The organism is Viridibacillus sp. d25.2 (assembly GCF_055456015.2).
Window position 1 is genome coordinate 380,497 of record NZ_CM196652.1, and the last position, 24,829, is coordinate 405,325.

Sequence of the window (24,829 nt, forward strand, 5' to 3'; positions counted from 1 at the left end):
AATGGTTTTATATTAGTGGTAGAAAAAGGAGAATATCAATGACAAACAATAAGCAAGAGACATTACAAGATATTAAACAAACAGTATTAGTTAATGCGCCAATTCAAAAGGTATGGGATTATGTATCGACTGCAGAAGGAATTGAAGCCTGGTTTATGCCAAATAATTTTAAATTAGAAAAAGGCCATGAGTTCCAAATACAATCCCCATTCGGACCTTCACCATGTAAAGTAATCGAAATCAATGAACCGAATCGCTTATCTTTTGAATGGGATACTGATGGCTGGGTTGTAACTTTCATTTTAAAAGCATTAGGAGAGAAAACGGAATTTACGCTTATTCACGGTGGATGGAAGTATCCTGATACTATTGTAACCAAAGCTCAACAACCGAGTGCAATTATTCGAGACACTATGGAACAAGGTTGGGTTGGAATTGTTCAGCATAAATTCAAACAAGCGGTTGAAGGATAAGTATGTCAGCTGCAGAAAAGTATGATGTGTTCCAAGCAATTGCTGATCCAACTCGTAGGGAAGTGCTAAAATTATTAGCTACAAAGGAAAGGTCTATAGCAGAAATTACTACTCATTTTGATATGAGCCGTACAGCAATTGCTAAGCATCTTCATGTACTTGCAGATGCTGAACTTGTTAGCGGCTCAAAAGTAGGTAGAGAAAAAATCTACATGCTTCAACCAGAACCATTAACAGAATTGAAACAATGGCTAGCCTTCTATGAGCAATTTTGGAATAACAAATTAATAAAACTAAAGTACGTAGTAGAAAATGAGACTATAACAGATACAGAGTAGTTGGTAAATGTAAAAACTATTCATCTGATAGTAAGAGAAGTGAAAGGGTGGGGAAGATGACAAAGGTGACACCGTTTTTAATGTTTCAAGGGAATGCTGAGGAAGCCATGAATTATTATGTTTCTTTAATTCCAGATTCAAAGGTTTTACGTATTACCCGTTATGGGGCTAATGAAACTGGAACTGAGGGTAGTGTAATGAAAGCTGCATTTTCACTAAAAGGGCAGGAGATTTTGTGTATTGATAGTAATATACAACACGATTTCACTTTTACACCATCATTTTCTCTTTATATTACTTGTGATTCAGAGAAGGAAATAGATTATTTATACGGCAAGTTATCTGATGGGGGTAGTGAGTTAATGCCATTAGATAATTATGGATTTAGCAAGAAATTTGGTTGGATAGTCGACCAATTCGGTGTTTCTTGGCAACTTACATTTGAATAATTGTGTGATGATTTGAAAAGCATTTTAATAGGCATAACTATTAATTGTCGGAACGGTATCTATATATAGGTCTGCCCATACGGTATGTTGTGGGCAGACCTTTTATTATTATCAGATTTGCAGGAACGCTTTATCCTTTCGACCGTGTAGAAAATAATATAGAACGATTGAAATTAAGATCACTATTACCATTGAAAGAAATAGATGACGATAGCCAATTACAGGTACTAGGAAGCCAAGTAAATAAGGTCCTACACCAAGACCGAAATCGAAAAAGATAAAATAAGTGGAAGTTGCTAATCCCAATCGATGATTCGGTGTTACTTTAATCGCAAGCGCTTGGGCAATGGAATTAAAGTTACCATAGCCTAGACCAATCAACGCGGCAGCTAAAAGCAGAACAATACCTGAGCTTGTTTGGCTGAATAATAGCATGCCTATTGCAAAGATGACGAGACTTGGGTAGACGATTATGTTTGCACCTTTTGTATCCATTAAGCGTCCAGTAAATGGTCTTGAGAGTAAAATGACAATTGCATAAATAAGGAAGAAGTAACTACCAGCAGTGACTAGATTAATAGACTCAGAATAGAATGATAGGAATGACATTACTCCTGAATAACTAAAGCCGATTACTAGAGCTACAAATGAGATAGGAACTGCTTTCGTTTCGATAAAGTTTGAAAGTTTAAATCCTGAAGTAGAAGCTTTATCGTTTTGAGGAGATTTAGTTGCTACTTGTTGTGGAACTTTCACAAGTAAGAAAGTGGCTAAGCAGATGAAAGATAACCCTAGATTAATTAAGAAAATCATATAGAAATCCGGGAACATTTGAGTGAGTAAAATACCAATAAACGGTCCTACTGCAGTTGCCATAATTGCGCTCATACTGTAATAACCAATACCTTCACCACGTCGTGTAGGAGGAATTAATTGAGCAATAATTGTACCTGTTGCGGTACTGGCAATTCCAACAGAAAGCCCATGAAGGAAACGATTTGCTAGTAATAGTGGTAGATTAAATGCACCGAAGTACAAAGCCGTTGTAGCTGAAAAAGCAATTAGGCCGATTAGTAACGTTTTCTTACTTCCTACATCTCCAATAATCCGTCCAGTAACTAAGCGACCGATTAATGTTCCTATAATAAAAATACTAGAAACTAAGCCTGCCATACTTGTTGAGGCATTAAATTCTGATTTTGCAAATGATGCAATGGTTACCATCAACATGAAAAAGATTAAGGTGATTAGAAAGTTAATTAATGAAACAATGATAAAATCTTTTGTCCATAGTTTTTCTTTAGACATTCTTCTTTCGCATCTCCTATTTCAATAGATTATTTCGTACAGTTTCGAGAACTTTACTAACGATTATTTGTTCTTCTACACTTATACCCTCTAATGCATCAAGTTGGAATTTTTCAATTGTTACTTGTACATCTTTACATACATCATGTCCTAATGAAGTCAACTGTACTTTTTTCTCACGTTTATCCTTACCGGGTACAGTAGTTACATAACCAAGTTCGTTTAATTTCTGAATCATTCTAGTAGTGGTTGGTTTTTCGACATTCAAAGAATTAGAGATTTCAACTAGTGTAAGAGATTTTTCGCTAATGAGTAGTCGTAGAATAGCCCATTGAGAACTATAGAGTTGATGGCTCGCCAAATAAACATTTAATTTATTGATGAATGGGCGGTACATCATACGATATTCGTGGAAAAAGGCTTGGTGTGGTTTCATTTTAAGGCGTCCTCCATATAGTTAGTTAGGTTAAGTAACTATTAGAATGTTAAACCTTTTTTTATCATTTGTCTAGATATAGTTAAAAAAAGATGCAAGACTGTTCATGGTCTAGGCATTTTTTGCAGTTTATACTTATAATTCTTGAGCATTAGTGCTGCATTCTTCGGTTTTAAAAATCTTAATTTGAAGTAGATGCCTTAAACATTCCTTCTTACTTTGAAAAATGCTACTCTAATATATATAGAATATTCTAATATTAAATAGGGTGGGATGTAATATGTCTATAGATAATGGAAATCGTATGTTACCGTTTGACCAAGTCGTAAACTTCAGAGATATGGGAGGATACCCTGCAACAGATGGTCGCAATGTAAAATATGGGCTGTTTTATCGTTCCGGTGAGTTACATAAAATGACTATAGCTGATCATGAGCTTCTTAATTCACTCGGAATTAAGACGATCTTCGATTATCGAGATGATCGGGAGGCGGAGGCTAAACCGGATCCGCAATTTGAAAATGTTCACAACGAGCGTATTCCTGCAAAGGGTGATGTAGGCTTTAAAATGCCAACCTCTTCTTTAAAGGACATGGATAATCGAGCATTTCTACAAACTGTGAATGCTGACGTATTTACAAAGCTCTATGCACATTTACCCTTGAACAATCCGTCGTATAAGCGTTTGATGGACATCATTCAAGACCCTGGAAATCTTGGCCTATTACATCATTGTGCGGTTGGGAAGGATCGTACTGGTGTGGGTGGTGCACTTATTTTACTTGCATTAGGTGTAGATGAGGAGAATGTGATGCAGGATTATTTAATAACTAATGATTGTATGAAGCCGGTACAAGATGCAATGATTCCTGTATTGTCGCAACATTTAAATGAGGAACAATTACAGCATTTTGGTGATATCATGAGCGCTAAAGAGCAGTATTTACAAGCTACTTTTGATGCCATTAAAGAATGTTATGGAGATTATAATATATTCTTTGAAAAAGAATTTGGGCTGACAATGGAAAAAAGAAAAGCACTACAAGACTATTGTTTGGAATAATTTTATAAGGCTAAATTAAAATCCCCTATTACCAGAAATTAATAAGGTAATAGGGGATTTTAATATTTTAGATTTTAAATTTATGAACGGTACGGTGTAGCGTTTCAGCCATCTGAGCAAGATTATTTGAAGAGGTGGTAATTTCTTCGATGCTTGCAGATTGTTCTTCTGAAGCCGCAGCTACATTTTGAATACTACTTGATGTTTCGACAGAAATGACGCTTACCTGGTCCATCGACTGGGCAATATCTTCGACACCCTTATTCATATTCTCTATGGCGTTATTCACTTCAGTCATTTGAGCGTTTACTTGCTCTACAGATGTCACAATGTTCTCAAAAGCTTCGCCTGCATTTTCGAATGTTGTGGCACTGTCTCTTAAGTTGTCATAGCTAATAGCCATTGATTCGGCGGCGTCTGTTGAATCGGTTTGTATTGTTTCAATCCGAGTTCTGATTTCGTTTGCTGCATCACGAGACTGTTCAGCTAACTTACGAACTTCTTGTGCAACTACAGCAAATCCTTTACCGTGATCACCTGCACGAGCTGCTTCAATTGAAGCATTTAGAGCTAGTAAGTTTGTTTGATCTGTAATTTCTGTTATGAGTGTCACGATATTACCGATTTCTTTTGTATTATCGCTTAGTCGATTCACTACAGCTGATGTTTCTTGAATGGCATCATAGGTAGTGTTCATCTTCTCTACGGCGTTGTTGATAATCGTATTTCCACTTGTAGCGATTTGAGAAGTTTCTTGTGCTTTTGCAGATGCGTCTTCAGTACTTGAAGCGATTTGATTCATTTTGCTAGAAATCGTCGCAACGGTAGTATTCATCTCTTCTACAGAGTTTGTTTGCGTTTCTGAACCAGCTGCTACCTCTTGCATTGATTCTGTAATTTGCTTAATCGATTCATTTGTTTGTTCAGAACTAGCGGTAAGTTCCTCAGAAGTGGCAGCAACCTGCTCTGCATTTTCTGCAATTGAACTGATTAACGACCTTAAATCGGTTGCCATTTTATGAACGCCTTCGGACAATTGTGCAACCTCATCTTGTCCTTTAGCCTTTAAACGATCTAATGTTAGATTACCTTTTGCAATTTCCTCCACATATTTTACAACTGAAACGATAGGAGTTGTAATGCGTTTACTAATGATGTAAGCGATAATTGCCCCAAGTACTATGAAGATTAGAGTCAAGCCAAAGCAGACCATTAATACTTGTGATTGTAGTGATGAAATAAAGGAAGCGTCCATATCAATTCCGAAAATAATATCTGTGCCTTCAAATGGAACAAATATAGATTTATGGACACCAAACTCGTCTTTGTAAATATTACTAGTTTGAGATTTTTGGTCTTTAATGGCATTAAACATATCATCACTAAAAGTATAGTTTTCATTATGATTATCGGTATTACTTAAAGCGATTATATGCTCCTTACCGTTTGAGTTTGAGAGAACGTATGTATTTTCAATACCAAACTCTTTTTGTTTTTCATTTAAAATCTTAAGTAATTTTTCGTAATTTGCGTTATTATCTTTGTCTGCGCTAGTAACAAGTTCAGTGTCAAGGTCAGACATAATTTCATCTGATATTAAAGTAAGGCTTTTTTCAAATTGAACAATGACATAGTTGTTAATAACGTGCGTTGAAAATGAAAACAATGCAATACTGAAAATGATTGAGAATATCGCAATTGGTACTACAAAACTAAATATATATTTATACAAAATTGAGCTTTTGAATTTAGTAAACAAGTTCAACGTTAGACTCCTCCAAAGTTTGAATTGCCTGTGAAATAGAAGCTACCATTTCGTCTAAATGTTGAACTTCTGTGTAAGGCGAAATAGCAAAAAGCTTCGCAGCCGCAACAGGAATCATGTCCTCTGAATCATTTACAGCGATTGTACAAACCTTCGTTGTATCCCCAAAGAAAACATTTTCACGATTATGACCTAGTATTTCGAATAGAGATTGATTTAGATTATTAATAGCTTGAACTTGTTCTAATGTGAAAGTACCTGTTTTTTCTTGAGACCAATCTAATCCTTCTGGATATAAACGGAACGCTGTTACTGGTCCGATATTAGAATCATTAACTACAGAAATATTAGGAAGTTGTTTCTGAATTTTGTCTCTGAAGGCTAGGTTAACTCGAACGTAGTTAGCTAATATTTGTTGATATCCTTCTACACCAAAAGCAGTTAGGGCAGCGTAAATAGCTATTGAACTACCCATACGAGAGCATTCTAATGTGTATCCTGTATGATAACTACCATATCCTCTATTCCCAACATAAGGCGTATCAAAATCTTCTAAATCGAGTAATCCGAAGTGTTTTCCTTCTTTGACTAAGAATAAGCTAGTTAGGTAAGGTGTTTGCCCAAGCTTTTGGAAGTCAAAGCATAAGCTGTCAGCTAGTGAGATATGTTGCATACGCTCGTTAATGCTTCGTAAGCTTGCAAGTACATTTTCTTCGAATTGCAGTGGATTTGTATCGAAATCATAAGATTTAAAGAAGGAATAGAATCCACCTAATGCTGAGTCAGCATGGATATGAATTGGTTTTAAGTCGTATTTAGATTCAACTTTAGTAGTGAGGTCTTTAATAGCTTTGACATCGTCAATTGCAAAACTATCTGTTGCTCCAGTAGTAGCAACGATATAGACAGGAATACCACCTTTATTGATTACTTCTTCCAATTTATTTGCTAAATCGTTTAAATCCATTGAATGATCACTAGTTGCTTTTACTCGTATTAGGTTATTACTTCCGATACCAACAGCTTCAGCAGACTTTAATAAGCTATAGTGGGCATTTTCGGAAGCGAAGCAATATAAATTACGTGGAACGCCTTCTTCTTTAGCATGTGGGAATTGTTTTGCGATTGCTAGACGTAATCCACTAAATACTGCACCTTGTCCTCCCCAAGTTGTATAACCCCAGCTTTGTGTGAAATCATAGCCAACAAGTTTCGACATCATACCGATAACTTTTACTTCACTTTCAGCTGCAGCTGGCCCATAAACATCCCATAAATTATTACCGTTTAATAATGTTGTTGTTAATAATCCGATGATACCAGGAATACTAGCCATTGGCAGAACATTTGTTACGAATTTTCTTGTGTGATATGGGTGACCTTTCATTAAGTCGATTAAGTCATTTACTACGTTGTCCATTCCAACTGCTTTCGTTGGAACTTCATAGTTTTCAATCAACTCTTTATAGAAATTAGCGGACCTTTCTTGCATTGGACCTAATGTACTTTTTTCTGGATCTTTTAATTCATCAAGTGATGTGAAAATCTTTTCGATATAGTGTAAAAGCTCTTTGCGTTGTTCTAGATTCCCGTCTTCACTAGGGAAAAGTTGTTGGATTTTTTGCATTTTTTTAACACCTCTAAAATAAATTTTTATGAAAATGGTTAATAAAGCATAATTGTATTATAGCAGATTTAGTTCTTAATACACTAAAAATATAGCGTATATAGTAGGAATATATAATCAACTAAGCCGAATCAAATAGTAATTATATATAGAATTTTCAGTGTTTTAAAACTATTAATAACTCAATGTAGGTTACCAATATAATAAGTGGTATGATATAAAATAATTAACAAAATATTAAAAATATAGGAGAGGTTGAAATGTTATGAATATAGCCGCAATGATCAAGATGACTATTGCGATGGCATTATTCGGATCCATCGGCTTTTTTACAGTGAATACAGGAATTCCAGCAGAGGAGCTTGTATTTGTTCGCTGTATTTGTGCGACATTGTTTTTAGGCGGTATGTGGTTTTTTACGGGCGGTCATAAAACTGAACAGTGGTCACGTCAGGAGGTTATCCAAACACTTATTTGTGGTGTATTTTTGGTGTTGAATTGGGTGTTTTTATTTAAAGCGTTTCAAGAAATGTCTATTTCAGTAGCTATTACAATTTATAATTTAGCGCCTATTTTCGTGTTGATTTTAGGGAGTTTATTTTTGAAGGAAAGAATGACGGTTCAAGCAGTCATAGCTGTTATTGTATGTTTCCTTGGGAGCATTTTTATTATAGGAATAGATCAGTTTACATCTTTTAAAGTATTGTTTACTTCAGGCTTTGTATGGGCGATGCTGTCTGCACTTTGTTATGCATTAACGATGTTTGTAGGAAAGGGTATAACTCACCTAAGTGCCTATGCTATGACATTTGTACAGACCGCGGTTGGAATTGTTATTTTATTGCCTTTTATGGATTATGGGGTATTTGAAGGACTGACAACTTCAAATTGGATGTACATTTTGGGGACAGGTTTAATACATACTGGATTTGTTTATTATTTGTTTTTTGATAGCTTGCGTAAGTTGTCTACTATTGTAGTGTCTGCGTTAGTTTTTGTAGATCCAGTTGTAGCTATTCTATTAGATATAGCGATTTTAGATTTCCGACCTACTTTGTTGCAAACAGCTGGAATAGCACTTATTTTCGCAGGTATTATTTATACGTTAATTAAGCCGAGTAAACAGATTGTTGAATTACCACAAGTATAAAAGTTATTAAATCTGATTCATTGAAACTTAATAATGTGATACTAGTTGATAAGTTTGAACAGAGAAGTAATATAAAACCAGAAGTTGATGAAACAGAGTTAGTGAAACTGGCGTATCAAGCAGTTACCCTTACTTCTTCATAGGGAGTATATGAAACTATCAAAGCAAGAACTTGCTCAAAGACTGATTCTTGCTGAACAGTATATTTCAGAAAATGAAAACAAATGGGTTACGGCTCATTTTGAATTATTTAAGTAATAAAAAGAGACAGCGATTGCTGTCTCTTTTTCAACTAACGCACCCCGTTTGTACATTTCTTCACAAAAAATGTTTCTTTATATATCAATGTATATTTCCAAGTTCACCACAGCTAAATTCTATAGTAAATAATTTATCAATTGATAAATTATTTAAATGGTGAATACCTTCAATACGAATGCTATACGTTTGGCCACCATCTAGCAAAGAGGCTTTGTAAGATGTTTGCTCCCACGTTCCGTTAGAACCTGTTGCTACTTGCGTTGATAGCTTGTTTATTCCTGCAAATACTTGGCCTTTTCTATATTCGCTGTATTGAGTTTCAAAATCTCCTATAACCTCAATTCGAGATAATATACCTGCAACATAAATATATTTTTCTAATGCCCAACCACCGCTTACTTGGGTAGCATCTTGATTTTTCTTCGTTGTCATAGCAGCCAACGCTTCACGTTCCTCTTCCAAAAAGCCATCCACGTGTTCCTGAACCCTTTTTGCAAACACTTTCGGAACTACCCAATCTTCTGCTTTAAATTCATCTATTGAGGATACTCCCAGCTGCGTTCCTAATTTCTGTTGATTCACTTTTTCTACGATTTTTACATATTGCTTATGATATTCTTCCTTTTGTTCTTGAGTTAATTTTAAAGGGATTTTTGGTTTTTCTTCATTCATATCAGATACAGTCTTATCTTCTGTTGCTTGATTAACAGGCGCAATCTTTGTATCCTCTTTCTTAACTTGTTCTTCTGTTTCTACCTTTTCATTGCACCCCGTTAATACGAACATTGCAAATATAATCCCTACATATAAATATTTTTTCACCTTCATCCAATCCCCTTTGTTCCAATATTTTCCATTAATTATACTTCGAAATTTCATCAAATTCAGTGTGCTATCGACTACTCTATGAACGAACAAATTAGTTTAGGGTCATTTGTAGTAAAAAAAGGATAGATAGAGCGAATTTATTCAAGCTCTTCTATCCTTTTAATTTCTATGCATATGATGTGTGACATTCTATTTATAATATTTTCAGCTTATACCTTGAAAAAATAATAGGGGACAGCTCTTTGAAATTTTAAACTTCTTTTATCATTAATACATGTTCAATACCTGCATCTAGAAAAATATCAGATGCCACGTGATAGCCTAATTTTTCATAGAAGCCTTGTGCTTGAACTTGACCATCCAATTTTACTTTTGAAGCACCTAATTCTTTTGCTATATCTTCTAAAGCTTGAATAATAATACGACCTAGGCCATGTTTACGATATTCTTCTAAAATAGCGACACGTTGTATTTTACCAACGCCATCAACTAAACGAACGCGACCAGTTCCAACTGCTTGACCATCATGATTCGTAATAAGAACATGCTGACATTCACCGCCAAGATGATCAAATTGATCTAATTCTTCTTCAGCAGGTACTTTTTGTTCTTCTACAAATACTTTCACCCGAATATCAAATGCTTTTTGTAAGTCTTCTTGTGTTGTAATTTTGTGCGCTTTCATATAATTCAGCTCCTCTATTTTTAATTATTCCGAAAATTTATCTGGCTTATAAGTTATTTTAACAGGTGCTGTGTGAAGAATCTCTATTAATTGTGCAGATGAAGGTTGGAAAGCTCATTAATAAATGGAAAGAAGACACCGCTTCCTAATAGAAACGGTGTCTTCTTTAGTCTTGACCTACAATCGTACTTCTTCTATCAAGTAAGGTAACGTCACGCCAAACGCCATTTAAATGACCAAAGCGTTCGCGTACGCCAACCTCTCTGAAACCATACTTCTGATGCAAATATATGCTTGCGGTATTTTCAGAGAAAATTTGTGATTGAATTGTCCAAATACCACACTTTTCACTTTCTTCGATGCATTTTTTTAATAGCTTCGAACCAACGCCCATTCCTTGAGCACGATTACTAATATAAATGCTATCTTCAACTACACCCTTATGGAATGTATTATTTGAGAACGGACTAAGTGCGATCCATCCAACGATTTCTCCGTTCACGCGTGCCACGAAGCGACAATCTTCTAAATGTCCAGCATCCCATTGCTCCCAGGTAGGGGGAGTTGTGTGGAACGTTGCATTACCGCCTTCAATGCCTTCGATAAAAATAGCCTCAACTTCCTCCCAATCAGTGGGATACATTGTATCAATCACAACTAGTTTTGCCATATGGTTACCTCTTTTATAATAGATTTTAATACTTGAAAATATTATATTCTATATAACATAGAGATGGTGTAATTATCTGAAAATAATTTATGATACTAGTTTTAGACCTACAGCTGCACTTAGCACCATCGTAATGAATAAAATACGTTTCCAATCTTTTGATTCGCCAAAAAAGAAAATGCCAATGAGTGCTCCTCCTGAAGCGCCGATTCCAGTCCAAATAGCATAGGCAGTGCCCATTGGAATTGTATTCATAGCATAAGAGAGACAAGAAAAGCTAATTGAAAATCCTGCGATTAGGCTTAGCATAATAGAAATTTTCTTTTCATATTGCCATTTGTTCATCATAGCCACACCGAAAATTTCACAAATTCCAGCGACAATTAATGCAAACCAAGCCATTATTCTACACCTTCCTTTTTATCGTCTGTGACAATCTTCAAGCCCATCACACCAACAAGTAATAATATAATGAGCAAAATTTTCGAGATTTTAAATGGCTCATCGAAAAACAAAATGCCTGTAATGACAGTGCCTGCAGTCCCAAGACCTACAAAAACGGCATATACCGTGCCGACAGGTAAGTAGCGGCCTGCGACGAGCAATAAATAAAAGGTAAAGACAATGGCAATTGCTGTCCCTCCCCAAGTCCAAATATTGTATGAATGTTTCAATCCGACAACCCATAAAACTTCAAAAACAGATGCTACAATCACAATTAACCAATGTTTGTTCATCTCATTCATCCTTTCTAACTTTTGGATAAAAAAAGCCTAGGCGACACTGAAATATCAGTAGTCTCCCAGGCTTTTATCCTTCCGTGGCATAGCTATATGGCTATGAGATTTCTCTCGGACCAGGCTAGCATTTTGCTACGGAACCCTAGAAATCATTGTAGTATCAAGTTAAATTAATTGTACTGAAAAGGAACAAAAAGTTCAAGGAAGAAGGTTAGTTATCGAGATAACCACGTTCTCCAAATGGTTCTAATTTAGCGATCCATTGCTCTTCAAGTTTTGCTAATTCTTTTTTTACATCGAAGTAGCCTTCTTCTTTTTCCTTCAGTATTTCGAGAATTTCAATTTCAAATGAAGCCTCCCCAAAGCTGTTCCAATCTGCTTGGAGGGCTTTATTTGTATGGTTATTCATTTTCAGCATGAATTGTACACCGTTCAATCTCTTTAAATTGTTTGTACTACCGATATAGATTTTATTGTTAGTTGTATTGGTAAGTTTATAAACACCTGATTGGACGGGAGTTTCTTTATAAATTTGTTTGAGTTCTTTTTGACGGTCCATTATGAAGTTCCTACTTTCTTTATTTTTTTATCCAATATGCACTGCCATCTGCTTTACGATCTAAAAAGCCGTATTCGATTAAATAGCGACGGATCATTGCATAATCCTCGTGAATTGGCTTGAGGATAACATTTAATTCTTTTTCTGTATAAGTTGTTTCGCTATCAAATCGATTTGTAATCACACGTAGAATAATAAGTTTTTGTTTTTCCTTCTTCGGGAAGCGTAGTAAAGGTCCATTCGTACCTTCAGGGAAAAGTTTATTTAACACTTCATCCTGTTCTTTGTCGGTGACATTATAACGGTCATCAACCATCGTCGCAGTTTTATGAACAGGTACGAATTTTGGTGCGTTCATATCTTTTTCCTTTAATAGTTCCATCATGACTAAAAATGTTTTCGCTTGGCGTTCCTTTTCTTTTAAGGCAAAACGATGGTGACGGATTGTAGAGGCGCTACCGATTTCTAATTCTTCTTGTATTTCAGCATCTGTTTTTCCTGCGTAAAATAGACGTAATAAATTACTTTGATGCTCTGTTAGACCCGTCATCTTTTTATTGAGTCCAATTAAATAAGCAAAAACTGATTGATGCACTTCTTCTATGTGCATTTGCATATACTTTTCCGCTTCATATAGAACATCATTTTGAGGATAAATAATGCCTTTTTCTATTTGTTCACCGCAAAGAAGGCAAGTATAACAATGAGTATCTTCTGAGTACCCTTTTTTTAGTTGATCAATTGATGCATTCCAAAATAGTTCTGAAATCTCCATTTATAAACACCTTCAATTCCTGTTTATTTATATGCAAACTTTAGTTATTGTTGTTTGTCATTCTATAAACATAATAAAACTTCGTTTGTTGTTTGTCAATGATTAACATCTTGGGTGTGATAAACAGAAATGGATGATGTGAGTTTTAATAATAGATTTGGGGATTGAAGTATCTTGTTATTACATATGAATGTTATCGTTCAAGGCGATTGTTGCAACTGTATTTGCAAAGTTCTATCCAGAACGCTTATATTCGTTAATCATTTCAGGTATAACTCTGGAGAAATCAGAAAATTGTTTTGGCACCGTCTTTATAACAGCTATCTTTAAAGGGTTAGGTGTGAAACGGAAAGAATGAAAAACTCAGAAAAGCGATAAGACTAGTTGATTGGAGTGCAGGCGGAGACTCCTTGGGGAACTAGCGAACATCTTGAGACCCCGCAGGAGTGTTAGTGACGAGGAGGCTCAAGGTTCGTCCCCAGGAAAGCGTCTGCCGGAACGGAAATTAACGGCATCGAAGAAAATGCCATGGCAGAAACGATTAATCGTTTCCGCCATGGCTAAAATTCATTTGTACCTGTTTTTTTATTAATTCTTAATTTGAATTTGATAATCTTCAAACCATGTATGGATTTGTGCTAAATAAGCTAGAAGTTGAGGGCCAGCCATTAATTGACCAAACCAAGGGACTTTGAATGAGGTACCACCAGACTCTATAAGGCTATCTAGACGTTTACGTTCAAAGAATTCATGTAAAATTGAGTTTTTGTCTTGAAGAATTTCTTTAAGCCATTGCTGAACTCCGGCTGTATAAGCAGGGTGATATGTTTTGGGATATGGGTTCTTTTGTCGATAGAGCACCTCTTTTGGTAAAAGTTCTTCCATCGCTTTTCGTAAAAGGCCTTTTTCCATATCTCCTGTGGATTTCATTTCCCAGGGAATATTCCACAGATATTCTACGAGGCGATGATCTGCAAAAGGTACCCGTACTTCAAGGCCAGCGCCCATACTCATGCGGTCTTTGCGCTCTAATAATGTCGTCATAAACCAAATCATGTTGAGATAGAACAATTCACGTCGTTTTGCGTCGACGGGAGATTCGCCATCCAATCGAGGTGTTTCGGCAATTGATTCTTCATAAGCATTTCGCATATAGTCTGGGATATTTAGCTTTTGTAGCCATTCAGTTCGTAGGATAGATTCACGTTCATTAATGGAACGAATCCATGGGAAGTTGGTGAATGGTTGTTTAAACCAAGGATAGCCACCGAATATTTCATCTGCACATTCGCCTGACAGACCGACCGTGAAGTCTTTTTTAACTATTTTTGCAAACCATAATAGGGATGAGTCTACATCAGCCATGCCAGGCACATCGCGTACATGTACTGCTTCTTTCAAATAATCAATTAGTTCTTGTTGTGTAATAATTTCAGAGTGATGGACCGTTTTAAACGTGTCGGTCATTTTTTGAATCCAGAAGGCATCTGTGGAAACTTGAAAATCATTTGATTCAAAAAACTTTGCATTATCTTCATAATCGATGGAATAGGTATGAAGAGCTTCCTTTCCATCTTTTTTATATTTATTTGCAGCTATGGCTGTAATAATACTGGAATCTAATCCACCTGATAAAAAAGTACAAAGGGGTACATCTGAAACCAGCTGTCTCTCTACTGCATCTGTCACAAGGTCACGCACATTGGTAACAGTTTGATCGAAGGAATCTGTATGCTCAGAGCTTTTCACGTTCCAGTAGCGCCATATACGAAGACCATCCTTCGTAAAAGTAAGTGCATGAGCTGGTCTCAATTCATTTATATTGTGGAAAATTCCTTTGCCAGGAGTACGAGAAGGTCCAAGACTGAAGACGTCAGCAAGTCCTTCATGTTTAATGATTGGTTGAATATCTGGATGTGCAAGAAGAGCTTTTATTTCAGAGCCAAATAATAAGCCACTATTTTGCTTTGTATAGAAGAGTGGCTTTACGCCAAGTCGATCTCGTGCAATGAATAACTTTTCAGAAATATCGTCCCAAATAGCAAATGCGAAAATGCCATTTAGATGATTGACACATTGCTCTTGCCATTCAATATAGCTTATAAGTAAAACCTCGGTATCTGAGTTAGATGAAAAGTGATAACCACGTTTTTGTAGTTCACGGCGTAATTCATCTGTATTATAGAGTTCCCCATTATAAGCAAGTGTGTAGTTAGTGCCGCTCTTTGAACGGGTCATTGGTTGCTCGCCACCACTTGGGTCTATGACGATGAGTCTTTGATGTCCAAATGCTGCATGTGTTTCCGTCCAAATGTTTTCTGCATCTGGGCCACGTTTTTTTAATGTTTTAGTCATGGTATGTAAAACATTTTTTTGCAGTCGTAAATCCTTTTTGAAATCTACCCATCCTGTGATACCACACATCATTTCACATCCTCTGCTTCTAGTCGTTACGTAGTGTATGCGAACTGGGCGGAGGATGTGCGCTGGTTATCGTTCTTTTTCCTTCATATGTTCAATATGATTGGCGCCCCACTCCTGCATCGTATTTAAAATAGGTTGAAGTGTCATTCCATATTCGGTGATTTGGTATTCTACTTTTGGTGGTACTTGTGGGTATACAGTTCGTGTTAGGATATCTTGTCCTTCTAATTCACGTAGATGCATTGTAAGCATTCTCTGCGTGATATCTGGAATGAGTTTTTTTAGTTCATTAAATCTAAGCGCTTCCCCGTGTAATAAGTGATCTAAAATAATGGGTTTCCATTTGCCGACAATCATATTTAATGCAACAACCATTTGGCATTGATGTGGATTTTTTTGACCGTTTAACATGGCTTGCCTCCCATTAGTATCATTTTTGATACTATGTTTAATTAATGTGCCTACTTACAATTCGTAACTAGATACATCATAATAGATTTCAGTTAAGAAATATACATTAATTGGAGGATTTATAAAATGACTAAAAAAGATTTTGCTACAGCTGTAGAGGAACGTCGTAGCGTATATGTAATTAATAATGAAGCAATCGTATCCGATGAACGAATTCAAGAAATCGTTGAACATGCAGTAAAACATACACCGTCTTCATTTAATTCTCAAACAGCTCGTGCAGTTGTTTTGTTAGGTGAGCAACATTCGAAATTATGGAGCATCACAACTGAAACATTGCGCCAAATTGTACCAGCTAACGATTTCGCGCCTACTGAAGAGAAAATGAACATGTTTGGTGCAGGGTATGGTACGGTGTTATTTTTCGAAGACCAATCCATTGTAAAAGGGTTGCAAGAAAAATTCCCTTCATATGCTGATAACTTCCCGATTTGGTCTTTACAATCATCAGGTATGGTGCAATATGTAGTGTGGACTGCACTTGAACAAGAAGGTTTTGGTGCCTCTTTACAACATTACAATCCACTAATTGACGATAAAGTGAAAAGCGAGTGGAATATTCCGTTAGACTGGAAATTACTTGCTGAAATGCCTTTCGGTAAACCTGTTGTTGCAGCTGGAGAAAAACAATTTTCACCTATTGAAGACCGAGTGAAAGTATTTAAATAAGAAATGAATTTTGGACTGCTCCTAAGTTTGACTTAGGAGCAGTTTTTTTGTAATGTATGCGGATCAAGTAATCTATAAAGAATCTACCCAATCTATTAGAAATTTCCCCTTTGGCGTGATACTTGAAAATCAGTTAATATAGAGTAGTTGTAGTTTAATATGAAAGGAAGTTGATTATGAGTCAAAATCGTAATCAGAATATAGAAGAGATTAGTACTGCTAAGTTGATGTGGCAACTTACTCGTCCACATACTTTAACAGCAACATTTGTACCTGTTATTCTTGGTACAGTTCTTGCTATGTTCGATACGAACATAGATATATTGATTTTTGTGGCAATGCTTGTATGCTGTTTAGCACTACAAATTGCAACCAATTTATTCAATGAATACTATGATTTTAAACGTGGATTAGATACAGCTGATTCTGTAGGGATTGGTGGTGCGCTTGTACGCCACGGTACTAAACCTTCTACAGTGCTAGCTTTTGCACTAGCATTATATGGAGTCGCTGTTGTACTCGGCGTATATATTTGTATGAGTAGTAGCTGGTGGCTAGTTGCAATTGGCGCAGTAGGTATGGCAATCGGTTATTTATATACTGGTGGGCCTTACCCAATTGCTTATACACCGTTTGGAGAGCTATTTGCAGGTCTTAGTATGGGGATTGGATTTGTATTAATTTCATACTTTATACAAGCTGGAACCGTCAGTATGACAAGTCTTTTAGTATCGATTCCAATGGGTATATTAGTTGGAGGCATTAATATGTCAAACAACATTCGTGACATTAAGGAAGATACAATTGGTGGACGTAAAACACTAGCAATTCTTTTAGGCCGTGAAAAGGCTGTCAATTTACTAGCATTTTCATTTGTTGTGTCTTATGTATGGATAATCGCACTGATTATTATAGGTACTGTTAGCCCGTGGTTACTTGTTGTATTAATAAGTGTTCCAAAACCATTACAGGCAATTAAGGCATTTAAAGAGGGCGTAAATAATCCCCCTAAGCAGGGGATTGCGATGAAATCAACTGCATTGACAAATACATTCTTTGGATTTTTATTGTCAGTGGGACTAGTATTAAGTTATTTAACTTAATTGATGAAATGAAAAAACTGTCTAACAATCAAATGAGATTGTTAGACAGTTTTTTTGTGAATATATTTAGTGCTTTTGCAATTGATGAGCAAATTTTGTTTCCTTTAGTCGAACTGCTATGATGCAACCAAGCAGAGCACCGCTGGCACTCGAGACAAGAAATGCTGGCATAAAGTAAAGAGCGGTGAATGAAGTGCCCATTATTATTTTGGCATATGGTATAGCAATCAATGAGGCAAGTATACCTGTACCAAATACTTCTCCTACAGCGGTTAGCCATACTTTCCGATAATACTTATAGAGCATTCCTGCTAAAAAAGCGCCTATCATACCACCAGGAAAAGCTAGTAAGGAACCAGTGCCGGTTATTACTCGAACAAGTCCAGTAAGAAATGCAATAAGAACAGCCGGTCCAGGTCCTAGCATTACAGCAGCTAGGACATTTACAGCGTGTTGAACTGGATAAGCACGTGCGATTCCCGCTGGAAATGACACAAAAACAGAACCTGCAATGGCAATAGCGACAAACATAGCTATAGTCGTTTTGCGTGAAGTTATGATATTTTCGCCACCTGTTGCAAGACATGTAGTAGTTGCCGTGTAGCTACAAAAGGTTTTTCATGTGTTGCGATAGCAGAGATGAGTGAAATGCCATCTGCTCCTGCTCTGATAACCGTTTGGCAATTATCAATTGTAATACCGCCAATACCAACAATCGGTAAAGTGGGATACTTAGTCGCTGTTTGTTCAATTAAAGTAGTACCGGCAGGGGACTTCGCATCCGCCTTAGAGGTGGTGGAGTAAATTGGACCAATACCAACGTAATCAGCGCTTGCGGCAATAGCTACAGTAACCTCTACTAATGAATGTGTAGAGACTCCTAATATTTTATCCGCCCCAATCTTTTCCCGAACTGTATTAGCATTAGCGTCATCTTGGCCTACATGTACACCATCTGCATCTAAAGCAATTGCTAAGTTTACATCATCATTGACAATGAAAGGCACACCATGTTTTTTACATAGAGCTTGGCATGCTTTAGCAAAAATTATTTTATCTTCGCCAATAAGAGCGTTTTCTCCTTTTTCTCTGAATTGAAAGAAGGTGATACCGCCGCGTAGAGCTTCTTCTAAAACAATGAGTGGATCACGTTCTCCGACATTTTGACTCCCCATAATGAAATATAGTTGAAGTTGTTCTCTATTCAAGGATTAAAACTTCCTTTCGTGCCTTTTCTGAAAGCTCACGATAAGCCCAATGATTTGTCGGTCCATGGCCAGCACCCAAGTGTAGCCCATTCGCTATAGCAGCTTGGATAAAATATTTCGCATCAATCACTGCATCCGAAGCGGTAAAGCCTTGTGCCAAGCGGGCTGCTATAGCAGCTGAGAATGTACAACCAGTGCCATGTGTATCTTTCGTATGGATTCTTTCAGAGCGCATAATGAAACGTTCTCCGTTTGCTGTTAAAAATAAATCTTCAGCATAACTTTTTGTATCACGGTGTCCACCCTTTAAGACAACGGCTTTCGCGCCCATTGTAATTAACTTCTTCGCAGCATTCTCTACATCATTATCTGATACAATTGTTAAACCTGTAAGCACTTCAGCCTCAGGGATATTAGGTGTAACAATGGTTGCAAGTGGTAGAAGCTCAGTTTTCAGAGTGTGTACTGCCTCATTTAATAAAAGTGAAGCTCCACCTTTTGCAATCATGACGGGATCAATAACGAGCATTGGTTGATCATAATCTTTTAATGTACCTGCTACACCGTGGATGATTTCTGCTGAAAAAAGCATACCGGTTTTAATAGCGCCTACCTGAAAATCGTTGAGTATAGCTTCGATTTGGCTTACGACATTTTTAACGCCGACGGCATAAACGTCATGAACACCTAAAGTGTTTTGTGCAGTTATAGCTGTTATTGCTGAAGTACCGAAAGCACCAAGCTCTTGAAACGTTTTTAAATCGGCTTGAATTCCAGCGCCACCACCACTATCAGATCCTGCAATTGTCATAGCAACGTTTCTTGTCATAATTGAATACCTTCGTTTTCTACAACTATCATGTTGTCACGTAAATCTTCTGAAATAATAGAATATAAGTTGTTAATTAATTCGACTGCAAAAGTGCCAGGAGCAATGGCTGTTTGTGCTGCCTTTTCGCCAACTTGTTTGTAAAATGATAGCGCACTCGCGGTTGCTTGCAAATGTTGTCCCTCTGAAACAGCAAGAAATGCACCAGTCACTGCGCTAAGTAAGCACCCAGAGCCTGTAATTAGTGGCATAAAGTCATGTCCGCCCTCAATTTGAATTGTCGTTTGTCCATCAGTTACCGTATCCTTAACCCCAGTGACTGCAACGATACAGCTATTTCGATTGGCTACTTCTTTGGCAATTAGTTGTACATCTATTTGCCCTTCACCAGCATCGGCTCCCCTTGATTGCCATTCGACATTACCAAGTGCAGCAAGTTCTCCTAAATTACAGCGAATAGCTGTAACTTTAATTTCCTTTAAAATAGTTGTCACCGATTGCTTACGAAACTCACTAGCACCTACACCAACTGGATCAAGGACAACGGGAATATCCTTTTTGTTGGCACTTTTGCCCGCTTCAATGATAGAAGATACAGTTCCTTGATCAAGTGTACCGATGTTAAGAACTGTACAGTCGGCTAGGGCAGCCATTTCAGCTACTTCCTCAATTCCTTCTGCCATCATAGGTGAAGCACCAAGTGCGAGGAGACCATTTGCTTGGAAATTGGCAACAACAACATTTGCAATATTGTGGATTAACGGTTTTTCAACACGCAGCTTTTCTAGTAAATGCTTTTTGTACATTATTTAGTAAGCTCCTGTTCGTATTGTCCAATTGTCCATTGTTGTTTCGTCCACGCCATTTCCCAAAAGTGCCATTCATAATAACTACTTTTACGGAAATGTTCTTTTAGCTGCTGAATACGTGTAGGAGGTAAATCTTTAGCAAGGTCATTCATGCGATTAATTTGTTCCTCTACTAATTCTCCGAACCATTCAGATCCATATGTTTGAATCCATTTATCATAAATAGGGTGATTAGGTTGTGAATCTTTTAGACGTTCCCCAATTTCATAGTAAAGCCAGTAACAAGGAAGTAGTGCAGCTAGAGTGTCAGCGAGGTCACCGTTATTTGCTGTACGATACATATGAGAAACATATTCGTAAGCTGTTGGTGCTGGCTCAAATGATGCGAATTCTTCATCCGTGATATCTAACATAGTAAAAAATTGCTCATGAAGTGACATTTCTGCAGTACATGTTGATTCAGCATGTTTGGCAAAACGTTGTGTAGTATGTAAATCATTTGCCTTTACGGCTCCTAGTGCTTGCACTTTTGCGAAATGGCTTAAGTAATAAGCATCTTGTTGTACGTAATATTGGAAAATGTCGAGTGGTAATGTACCTGCCGCAAGTGATTTTACAAATGGATGATGAAAGCTACCTTCCCATAAATCATTGCATTCTAGTCTTACTTCTTCACAAAATGTCATCTCTATGCACCCCAAATTTTTTGTTTTTTGAAAACAAAAAGCCGCCTCCTGATCGGTGTCAGTAGGCGGCAAGCAATCATTTTCAATGAAACAAAATAGACTGATAGCGCCACTTCCCTCCGCTGGTATGAGCCAGATCAGGTTCCAAGGGTCCGCAGTACTCTGCGTCTCAGCCAATTATATGACTCCCCTAGTGGTTAAAAAGCGATTTAGTTTTCAACAACAATATAACATAAATAAAGGAATAAGCAAGGTATAAATTAACCATAGTAAATAGATTGTAATAAATGGCATATGACATAGCTATGAGCTTATTTCTATGTTAAGATACAGCCTATCCGAATTTTTAAATTAGAAAGTAAGGTGAGCGGATGGGTGTATCTGCAACAGTGAAGGGGCCAGAAGAGAAATTGAATTTATTTCATTTAACATGGCCGATATTTTTAGAAGTATTTTTATTTATGTTGATGGGGCTCGCTGATACATTTATGTTGAGCGCATTGTCAGATGATGCAGTATCAGGTGTCGGTGCCGCTAATCAATACATTCATATAGCAATATTGATTTTGGAAGTAATAGGGAATGGGGCATCGATTGTTGTTGCTCAATATTTAGGGTCTAAGCGTTATTTGGAAGCATCCAAAATTACAGCATTAGCTGTTTCGTTGAATTTAGTTATTGGCCTAATAATGAGTGTCGCTTTTGTTATTTTCTCAAAAAATATTATGATTGCAATGAATTTACAAGGTGATGTTCTTGAGTATGCTAGTAAATATTTATTTATTGTTGGAGGAGCTATCTTCCTGCAAGCAATTATAAATTCATTAGCAGCGATTATTCGCGTGCATGGTTGGACCAAACAGACGATGTATGTGTCACTTGGAATGAATATTTTTCACGTAATAGGGAACTATGTTTTGATCTTCGGTAAACTTGGCTTCCCTGAACTAGGTGTGCAAGGTGCGGCCATTTCATCAGTTGTCAGCCGTATTTTGGCCCTATTAGTATTCTTTTGGTTATTGTATCAAGCACTAGAGGTACGTATTAAATTGCAATACTACGTGTCATTATCAAAAGAATATATCAGTAAGATTCTGCAAATTGGCCTTCCTTCTGCATTTGAGCAGGTGATGTACCAAGGTTGTCAAATTGTCTTCTTATACTATGTGACGTATTTAGGAACAGAGTCACTGGCAGCTCGGCAATATGCGTATAATATTTCAATGTTTACCTATTTATTTGCCATAGCGATTGGAACGGGTACCGCAATAATGGTTGGTCGTTATGTAGGTGCTAATGAAAAGGATACGGCTTATAAACAATTATGGATTAGCTTGAAATGGGCGTTATTATTTACAGTAGTGATGGTCGCAGTAGTCGTTATTTTCCGCTATCCATTAATGCGACTCTTTACTGATAATCCAGAGGTTATCAAAATAGGTGCGGCAGTGTTAGTGTGCAGCATTTTGCTAGAAACAGGACGTACATTTAATATCACAATTATTAACTCGTTACGAGCATCAGGTGATGCCAAATATCCGTTAGTCATCGGTTTTTTCTCGATGGTTTGTATGAGCTTACCACTTGGTTATTTACTTGTATTCCAATTAGATATGGGTTTAGTGGGCGTGTGGTTAGCAATTGCGGCAGATGAATGGTTCCGAGCTATCTTAGTTTTCTTTAGGTGGAAAAGTCGTCGTTGGGAAAGGTATGCTCTGGTTTCTCCTGACAAAACGAAATAGTTTGATTAGACATTGTATATAGCTTGTAGTGAGAAAAAGGACGTTAGCGTATTGATGCTAGCGTTTTTTTTATGGATTTTTGATGAGAGGGGTTAGTGCTAATCAAGAAGTTAGAGAGTTAATATTACAATTAGAATAAAAGTCCACACAAGATTGTACAGTTGTAAGTATAATAATTTACAAGTGAAAAATAAAGTTCAAAACTACACGTTTTTTTATAACAATCAATATTCAATAATGAATTAATTAAGAAAGTGTGCCGTCTTTTTGTGTGAAAAAATGCCTCTATTTAATGAAGGGGGGGGAGTAAGATGGAAATCGTATTAATGATTTTACACGGTTTATTAGCTGCTGCATTTTTGATAGCGGGATTAGGGAAAGTAAGCGGCTCAAAAATGCACGTTGAAGGTTTTCAACGTTGGCGCCTGCCACAATGGTTCCGTGTTGTAACGGGATTGGTAGAACTAGTTGCTGCTATTTCATTGATTGTTGGATTCTGGATTAATGAATGGGCAATTTTTGGAGCTGCATTATTAGCAGTTACAGCAATCGGTGGCGTTCTAACACATGTTCGTGTGAAAGATTCTATAAAAGAAACATTGCCAATTATCGTACTAGGTTTGCTTGCATTTGGAGTATTATTTTTGAACTTATAGAAAAAGCTAAATCACTGATGGCTTTGAGTCATCAGTGATTTTTTGATTATAGGTGATTTTCCGTCAGACTCATTGATATGAGCCGGAAGAATATTAGAGCTCAGCCTACTGCCTCTTCATATTTTATCCTTAGCCAATCATCGCTTAGTTTTGTATACTTGGAAAAGAAGATTAATGAACGAGGTGTTTGGCATGGCATTGCCGAGAAAAGTAGAGAGCGCGAATTATATGAGGGAGCGTCAAGGAATGTTTGCTTGTCCTGTTTGTGGGGATGAGATGATGGTGACTGAAGATTGTAGTATTGTTTGTGACAATCGACATTCTTTTGATATTGCAAAGCAAGGCTATGTGAATTTCATGACACATGCTGCGACTTCAATGTATGGGAAAGATTTATTTGAAGCACGTAAGAAGGTTATCGAAAGTGGTTTGTATGCATCGATGCATACAGCGATTTGTGATTTACTGAAGCAGATGAATAGTAATGTTGTTGTATTAGATACGGGATGTGGAGAAGGGTCACATTTAGCAAGCATAAAAAATAACTTCCAGGAGCAAGCTGGTAAGCGTTTTATTGGAGTAGGTATTGATATTGCAAAAGAAGGAATTATTGCAGCAGGGCGCAATTACGATGACATGATTTGGTGTGTCGGCGACCTAGCAAAAAGTCCATATCAACAAACAAGTTTTAATGCGATTTTGAATATTTTATCACCTGCAAATTATACGGAGTTTAAACGACTATTAAAGCCGAATGGAATGGTTATTAAAATCGTGCCACAAAGTGGATATTTACAGCAATTACGCGCTATGTTTTTCGCGGATTCTGAAAAAGAGTCCTATTCAAATGAACTTACTGTTGAACGATTCAAAGAGAATTTCAGTGAAGTAGAGATAAAGCGTATTACACAAACTATAGCAATAGATCAGGAATTGGTGCCTCTATTAATGCATATGACACCGATGGGTTGGCACCAAAAAAATGATGATACAGCTATAGATTTAACTGAAATTACGATTGATTTAGATATATTAGTTGGAAAAATATAAGATAGTCCTCCGCATTTTAGCGGGGGATATTTTTTATTTAGAAACTTTTTCCTTA

The 24,829-nt window shown here is 36.8% G+C and carries 28 protein-coding genes and 2 riboswitches; of the genes, 10 read left to right on the forward strand and 18 right to left on the reverse strand.

What is annotated here, in order from left to right:
- Positions 1-38 precede the first annotated feature (38 nt).
- From ACZLO7_RS01960 to ACZLO7_RS01970, 3 genes are read left to right on the forward strand one after another with little or no spacing between them, the layout of a single operon-like run.
- The gene (locus ACZLO7_RS01960; protein WP_464939499.1) at positions 39-473 is read left to right on the forward strand and encodes an SRPBCC family protein; all 435 of its coding nucleotides are present in this window, start codon (positions 39-41) and stop codon (positions 471-473) included.
- A gap of 2 nt (positions 474-475) precedes the next feature.
- Positions 476-811 (forward strand): ArsR/SmtB family transcription factor, encoded by a 336-nt coding sequence (locus ACZLO7_RS01965; RefSeq protein ID WP_464939500.1) that lies wholly within the window; start codon positions 476-478, stop codon positions 809-811.
- A gap of 56 nt (positions 812-867) precedes the next feature.
- Positions 868-1,260: a VOC family protein gene (locus ACZLO7_RS01970; RefSeq protein WP_464939501.1), complete on the forward strand. Its 393-nt coding sequence runs from the start codon at positions 868-870 to the stop codon at positions 1,258-1,260.
- 111 nt (positions 1,261-1,371) lie between these two features.
- Here the strand turns inward: ACZLO7_RS01970 and ACZLO7_RS01975 are convergent, their stop codons facing one another.
- Both ACZLO7_RS01975 and ACZLO7_RS01980 read right to left on the reverse strand, forming a co-directional pair.
- On the reverse strand, positions 1,372-2,568 hold the full coding sequence (locus ACZLO7_RS01975) for an MFS transporter (protein WP_464939503.1): 1,197 nt from the start codon (positions 2,566-2,568) through the stop codon (positions 1,372-1,374).
- Positions 2,569-2,584: 16 nt separating this feature from the next.
- Positions 2,585-3,004, reverse strand: a complete 420-nt coding sequence (locus ACZLO7_RS01980) for a MarR family winged helix-turn-helix transcriptional regulator (RefSeq protein ID WP_464939504.1) — start codon at positions 3,002-3,004, stop codon at positions 2,585-2,587.
- 280 nt (positions 3,005-3,284) lie between these two features.
- Between ACZLO7_RS01980 and ACZLO7_RS01985 the strand changes: the two genes are divergently transcribed.
- Complete coding sequence (locus tag ACZLO7_RS01985) at positions 3,285-4,067, forward strand: tyrosine-protein phosphatase (RefSeq protein ID WP_464939505.1); 783 nt, start codon at positions 3,285-3,287, stop codon at positions 4,065-4,067.
- A gap of 67 nt (positions 4,068-4,134) precedes the next feature.
- Here the strand turns inward: ACZLO7_RS01985 and ACZLO7_RS01990 are convergent, their stop codons facing one another.
- Both ACZLO7_RS01990 and ACZLO7_RS01995 read right to left on the reverse strand, forming a co-directional pair.
- The gene (locus tag ACZLO7_RS01990) at positions 4,135-5,832 is read right to left on the reverse strand and encodes a methyl-accepting chemotaxis protein (RefSeq protein WP_464939506.1); all 1,698 of its coding nucleotides are present in this window, start codon (positions 5,830-5,832) and stop codon (positions 4,135-4,137) included.
- Positions 5,816-7,459 (reverse strand): pyridoxal phosphate-dependent decarboxylase family protein, encoded by a 1,644-nt coding sequence (locus tag ACZLO7_RS01995; RefSeq protein ID WP_464939507.1) that lies wholly within the window; start codon positions 7,457-7,459, stop codon positions 5,816-5,818. Before ACZLO7_RS01995 ends, ACZLO7_RS01990 begins: the two co-directional genes overlap by 17 nt.
- Positions 7,460-7,724: 265 nt before the next feature.
- Between ACZLO7_RS01995 and ACZLO7_RS02000 the strand changes: the two genes are divergently transcribed.
- Positions 7,725-8,609: a DMT family transporter gene (locus ACZLO7_RS02000; RefSeq protein WP_464939508.1), complete on the forward strand. Its 885-nt coding sequence runs from the start codon at positions 7,725-7,727 to the stop codon at positions 8,607-8,609.
- Positions 8,610-8,951: 342 nt separating this feature from the next.
- Here the strand turns inward: ACZLO7_RS02000 and ACZLO7_RS02005 are convergent, their stop codons facing one another.
- From ACZLO7_RS02005 to ACZLO7_RS02045, 9 genes are all read right to left on the reverse strand, one after another.
- On the reverse strand, positions 8,952-9,692 hold the full coding sequence (locus ACZLO7_RS02005; protein ID WP_464939510.1) for a hypothetical protein: 741 nt from the start codon (positions 9,690-9,692) through the stop codon (positions 8,952-8,954).
- Positions 9,693-9,948: 256 nt separating this feature from the next.
- Complete coding sequence (locus ACZLO7_RS02010) at positions 9,949-10,383, reverse strand: GNAT family N-acetyltransferase (protein ID WP_464939511.1); 435 nt, start codon at positions 10,381-10,383, stop codon at positions 9,949-9,951.
- Between the two features lie 166 nt (positions 10,384-10,549).
- Positions 10,550-11,053, reverse strand: coding sequence for a GNAT family N-acetyltransferase (locus ACZLO7_RS02015; protein ID WP_464939512.1), 504 nt, complete (start codon positions 11,051-11,053; stop codon positions 10,550-10,552).
- An 87-nt stretch (positions 11,054-11,140) separates the two neighbouring features.
- Positions 11,141-11,455 (reverse strand): DMT family transporter, encoded by a 315-nt coding sequence (locus tag ACZLO7_RS02020; protein WP_464939513.1) that lies wholly within the window; start codon positions 11,453-11,455, stop codon positions 11,141-11,143.
- Positions 11,455-11,790 carry a DMT family transporter gene (locus ACZLO7_RS02025; protein ID WP_464939514.1) on the reverse strand — a complete coding sequence of 112 codons (336 nt, stop codon included), beginning with the start codon at positions 11,788-11,790 and terminating at the stop codon, positions 11,455-11,457. The genes ACZLO7_RS02020 and ACZLO7_RS02025 overlap by 1 nt, the downstream gene beginning before the upstream one ends.
- A gap of 60 nt (positions 11,791-11,850) precedes the next feature.
- Positions 11,851-11,950: riboswitch (guanidine-I (ykkC/yxkD leader) on the reverse strand.
- Positions 11,951-12,004: 54 nt separating this feature from the next.
- Positions 12,005-12,352 (reverse strand): GIY-YIG nuclease family protein, encoded by a 348-nt coding sequence (locus tag ACZLO7_RS02030; protein WP_464939515.1) that lies wholly within the window; start codon positions 12,350-12,352, stop codon positions 12,005-12,007.
- Between the two features lie 19 nt (positions 12,353-12,371).
- Positions 12,372-13,127 (reverse strand): DUF2087 domain-containing protein, encoded by a 756-nt coding sequence (locus ACZLO7_RS02035; RefSeq protein ID WP_464939516.1) that lies wholly within the window; start codon positions 13,125-13,127, stop codon positions 12,372-12,374.
- Positions 13,128-13,715: 588 nt separating this feature from the next.
- Positions 13,716-15,551 carry an asparagine synthase (glutamine-hydrolyzing) gene (gene asnB / locus ACZLO7_RS02040; RefSeq protein ID WP_464939537.1) on the reverse strand — a complete coding sequence of 612 codons (1,836 nt, stop codon included), beginning with the start codon at positions 15,549-15,551 and terminating at the stop codon, positions 13,716-13,718.
- A 66-nt stretch (positions 15,552-15,617) separates the two neighbouring features.
- On the reverse strand, positions 15,618-15,962 hold the full coding sequence (locus tag ACZLO7_RS02045; RefSeq protein WP_464939517.1) for a winged helix-turn-helix transcriptional regulator: 345 nt from the start codon (positions 15,960-15,962) through the stop codon (positions 15,618-15,620).
- 126 nt (positions 15,963-16,088) lie between these two features.
- Between ACZLO7_RS02045 and ACZLO7_RS02050 the strand changes: the two genes are divergently transcribed.
- Both ACZLO7_RS02050 and ACZLO7_RS02055 read left to right on the forward strand, forming a co-directional pair.
- Positions 16,089-16,691 carry a nitroreductase family protein gene (locus ACZLO7_RS02050; RefSeq protein WP_464939518.1) on the forward strand — a complete coding sequence of 201 codons (603 nt, stop codon included), beginning with the start codon at positions 16,089-16,091 and terminating at the stop codon, positions 16,689-16,691.
- Positions 16,692-16,867: 176 nt separating this feature from the next.
- Positions 16,868-17,794 (forward strand): 1,4-dihydroxy-2-naphthoate polyprenyltransferase, encoded by a 927-nt coding sequence (locus tag ACZLO7_RS02055; RefSeq protein WP_464939519.1) that lies wholly within the window; start codon positions 16,868-16,870, stop codon positions 17,792-17,794.
- Positions 17,795-17,860: 66 nt separating this feature from the next.
- Here the strand turns inward: ACZLO7_RS02055 and thiW are convergent, their stop codons facing one another.
- Genes thiW through tenA form a run of 5 tightly spaced genes read right to left on the reverse strand, consistent with a single transcriptional unit; the run spans position 17,861 to position 21,326 of the window.
- Entirely contained in the window at positions 17,861-18,352 is a 492-nt protein-coding gene (gene thiW / locus ACZLO7_RS02060) for an energy coupling factor transporter S component ThiW (protein ID WP_464939538.1), read from the reverse strand.
- Complete coding sequence (gene thiE / locus ACZLO7_RS02065; RefSeq protein ID WP_464939520.1) at positions 18,349-19,002, reverse strand: thiamine phosphate synthase; 654 nt, start codon at positions 19,000-19,002, stop codon at positions 18,349-18,351. Before thiE ends, thiW begins: the two co-directional genes overlap by 4 nt.
- Positions 18,995-19,831 (reverse strand): bifunctional hydroxymethylpyrimidine kinase/phosphomethylpyrimidine kinase, encoded by an 837-nt coding sequence (gene thiD, locus ACZLO7_RS02070; RefSeq protein WP_464939521.1) that lies wholly within the window; start codon positions 19,829-19,831, stop codon positions 18,995-18,997. The genes thiE and thiD overlap by 8 nt, the downstream gene beginning before the upstream one ends.
- Complete coding sequence (thiM, locus tag ACZLO7_RS02075) at positions 19,828-20,637, reverse strand: hydroxyethylthiazole kinase (protein ID WP_464939522.1); 810 nt, start codon at positions 20,635-20,637, stop codon at positions 19,828-19,830. The genes thiD and thiM overlap by 4 nt, the downstream gene beginning before the upstream one ends.
- Positions 20,637-21,326, reverse strand: coding sequence for a thiaminase II (gene tenA / locus ACZLO7_RS02080; protein WP_464939523.1), 690 nt, complete (start codon positions 21,324-21,326; stop codon positions 20,637-20,639). Before tenA ends, thiM begins: the two co-directional genes overlap by 1 nt.
- 97 nt (positions 21,327-21,423) lie before the next feature.
- Positions 21,424-21,528, reverse strand: a riboswitch (TPP riboswitch).
- 169 nt (positions 21,529-21,697) lie between these two features.
- Between tenA and ACZLO7_RS02085 the strand changes: the two genes are divergently transcribed.
- The 3 genes from ACZLO7_RS02085 to ACZLO7_RS02095 all read left to right on the forward strand — a co-directional run bounded on the left by ACZLO7_RS02085 (position 21,698) and on the right by ACZLO7_RS02095 (position 24,774).
- Positions 21,698-23,068, forward strand: coding sequence for an MATE family efflux transporter (locus ACZLO7_RS02085; RefSeq protein ID WP_464939524.1), 1,371 nt, complete (start codon positions 21,698-21,700; stop codon positions 23,066-23,068).
- Positions 23,069-23,379: 311 nt separating this feature from the next.
- Positions 23,380-23,724 carry a DoxX family protein gene (locus ACZLO7_RS02090; RefSeq protein WP_464939525.1) on the forward strand — a complete coding sequence of 115 codons (345 nt, stop codon included), beginning with the start codon at positions 23,380-23,382 and terminating at the stop codon, positions 23,722-23,724.
- A 192-nt stretch (positions 23,725-23,916) separates the two neighbouring features.
- Positions 23,917-24,774, forward strand: a complete 858-nt coding sequence (locus ACZLO7_RS02095; RefSeq protein ID WP_464939526.1) for a putative RNA methyltransferase — start codon at positions 23,917-23,919, stop codon at positions 24,772-24,774.
- Positions 24,775-24,829 lie beyond the last annotated feature (55 nt).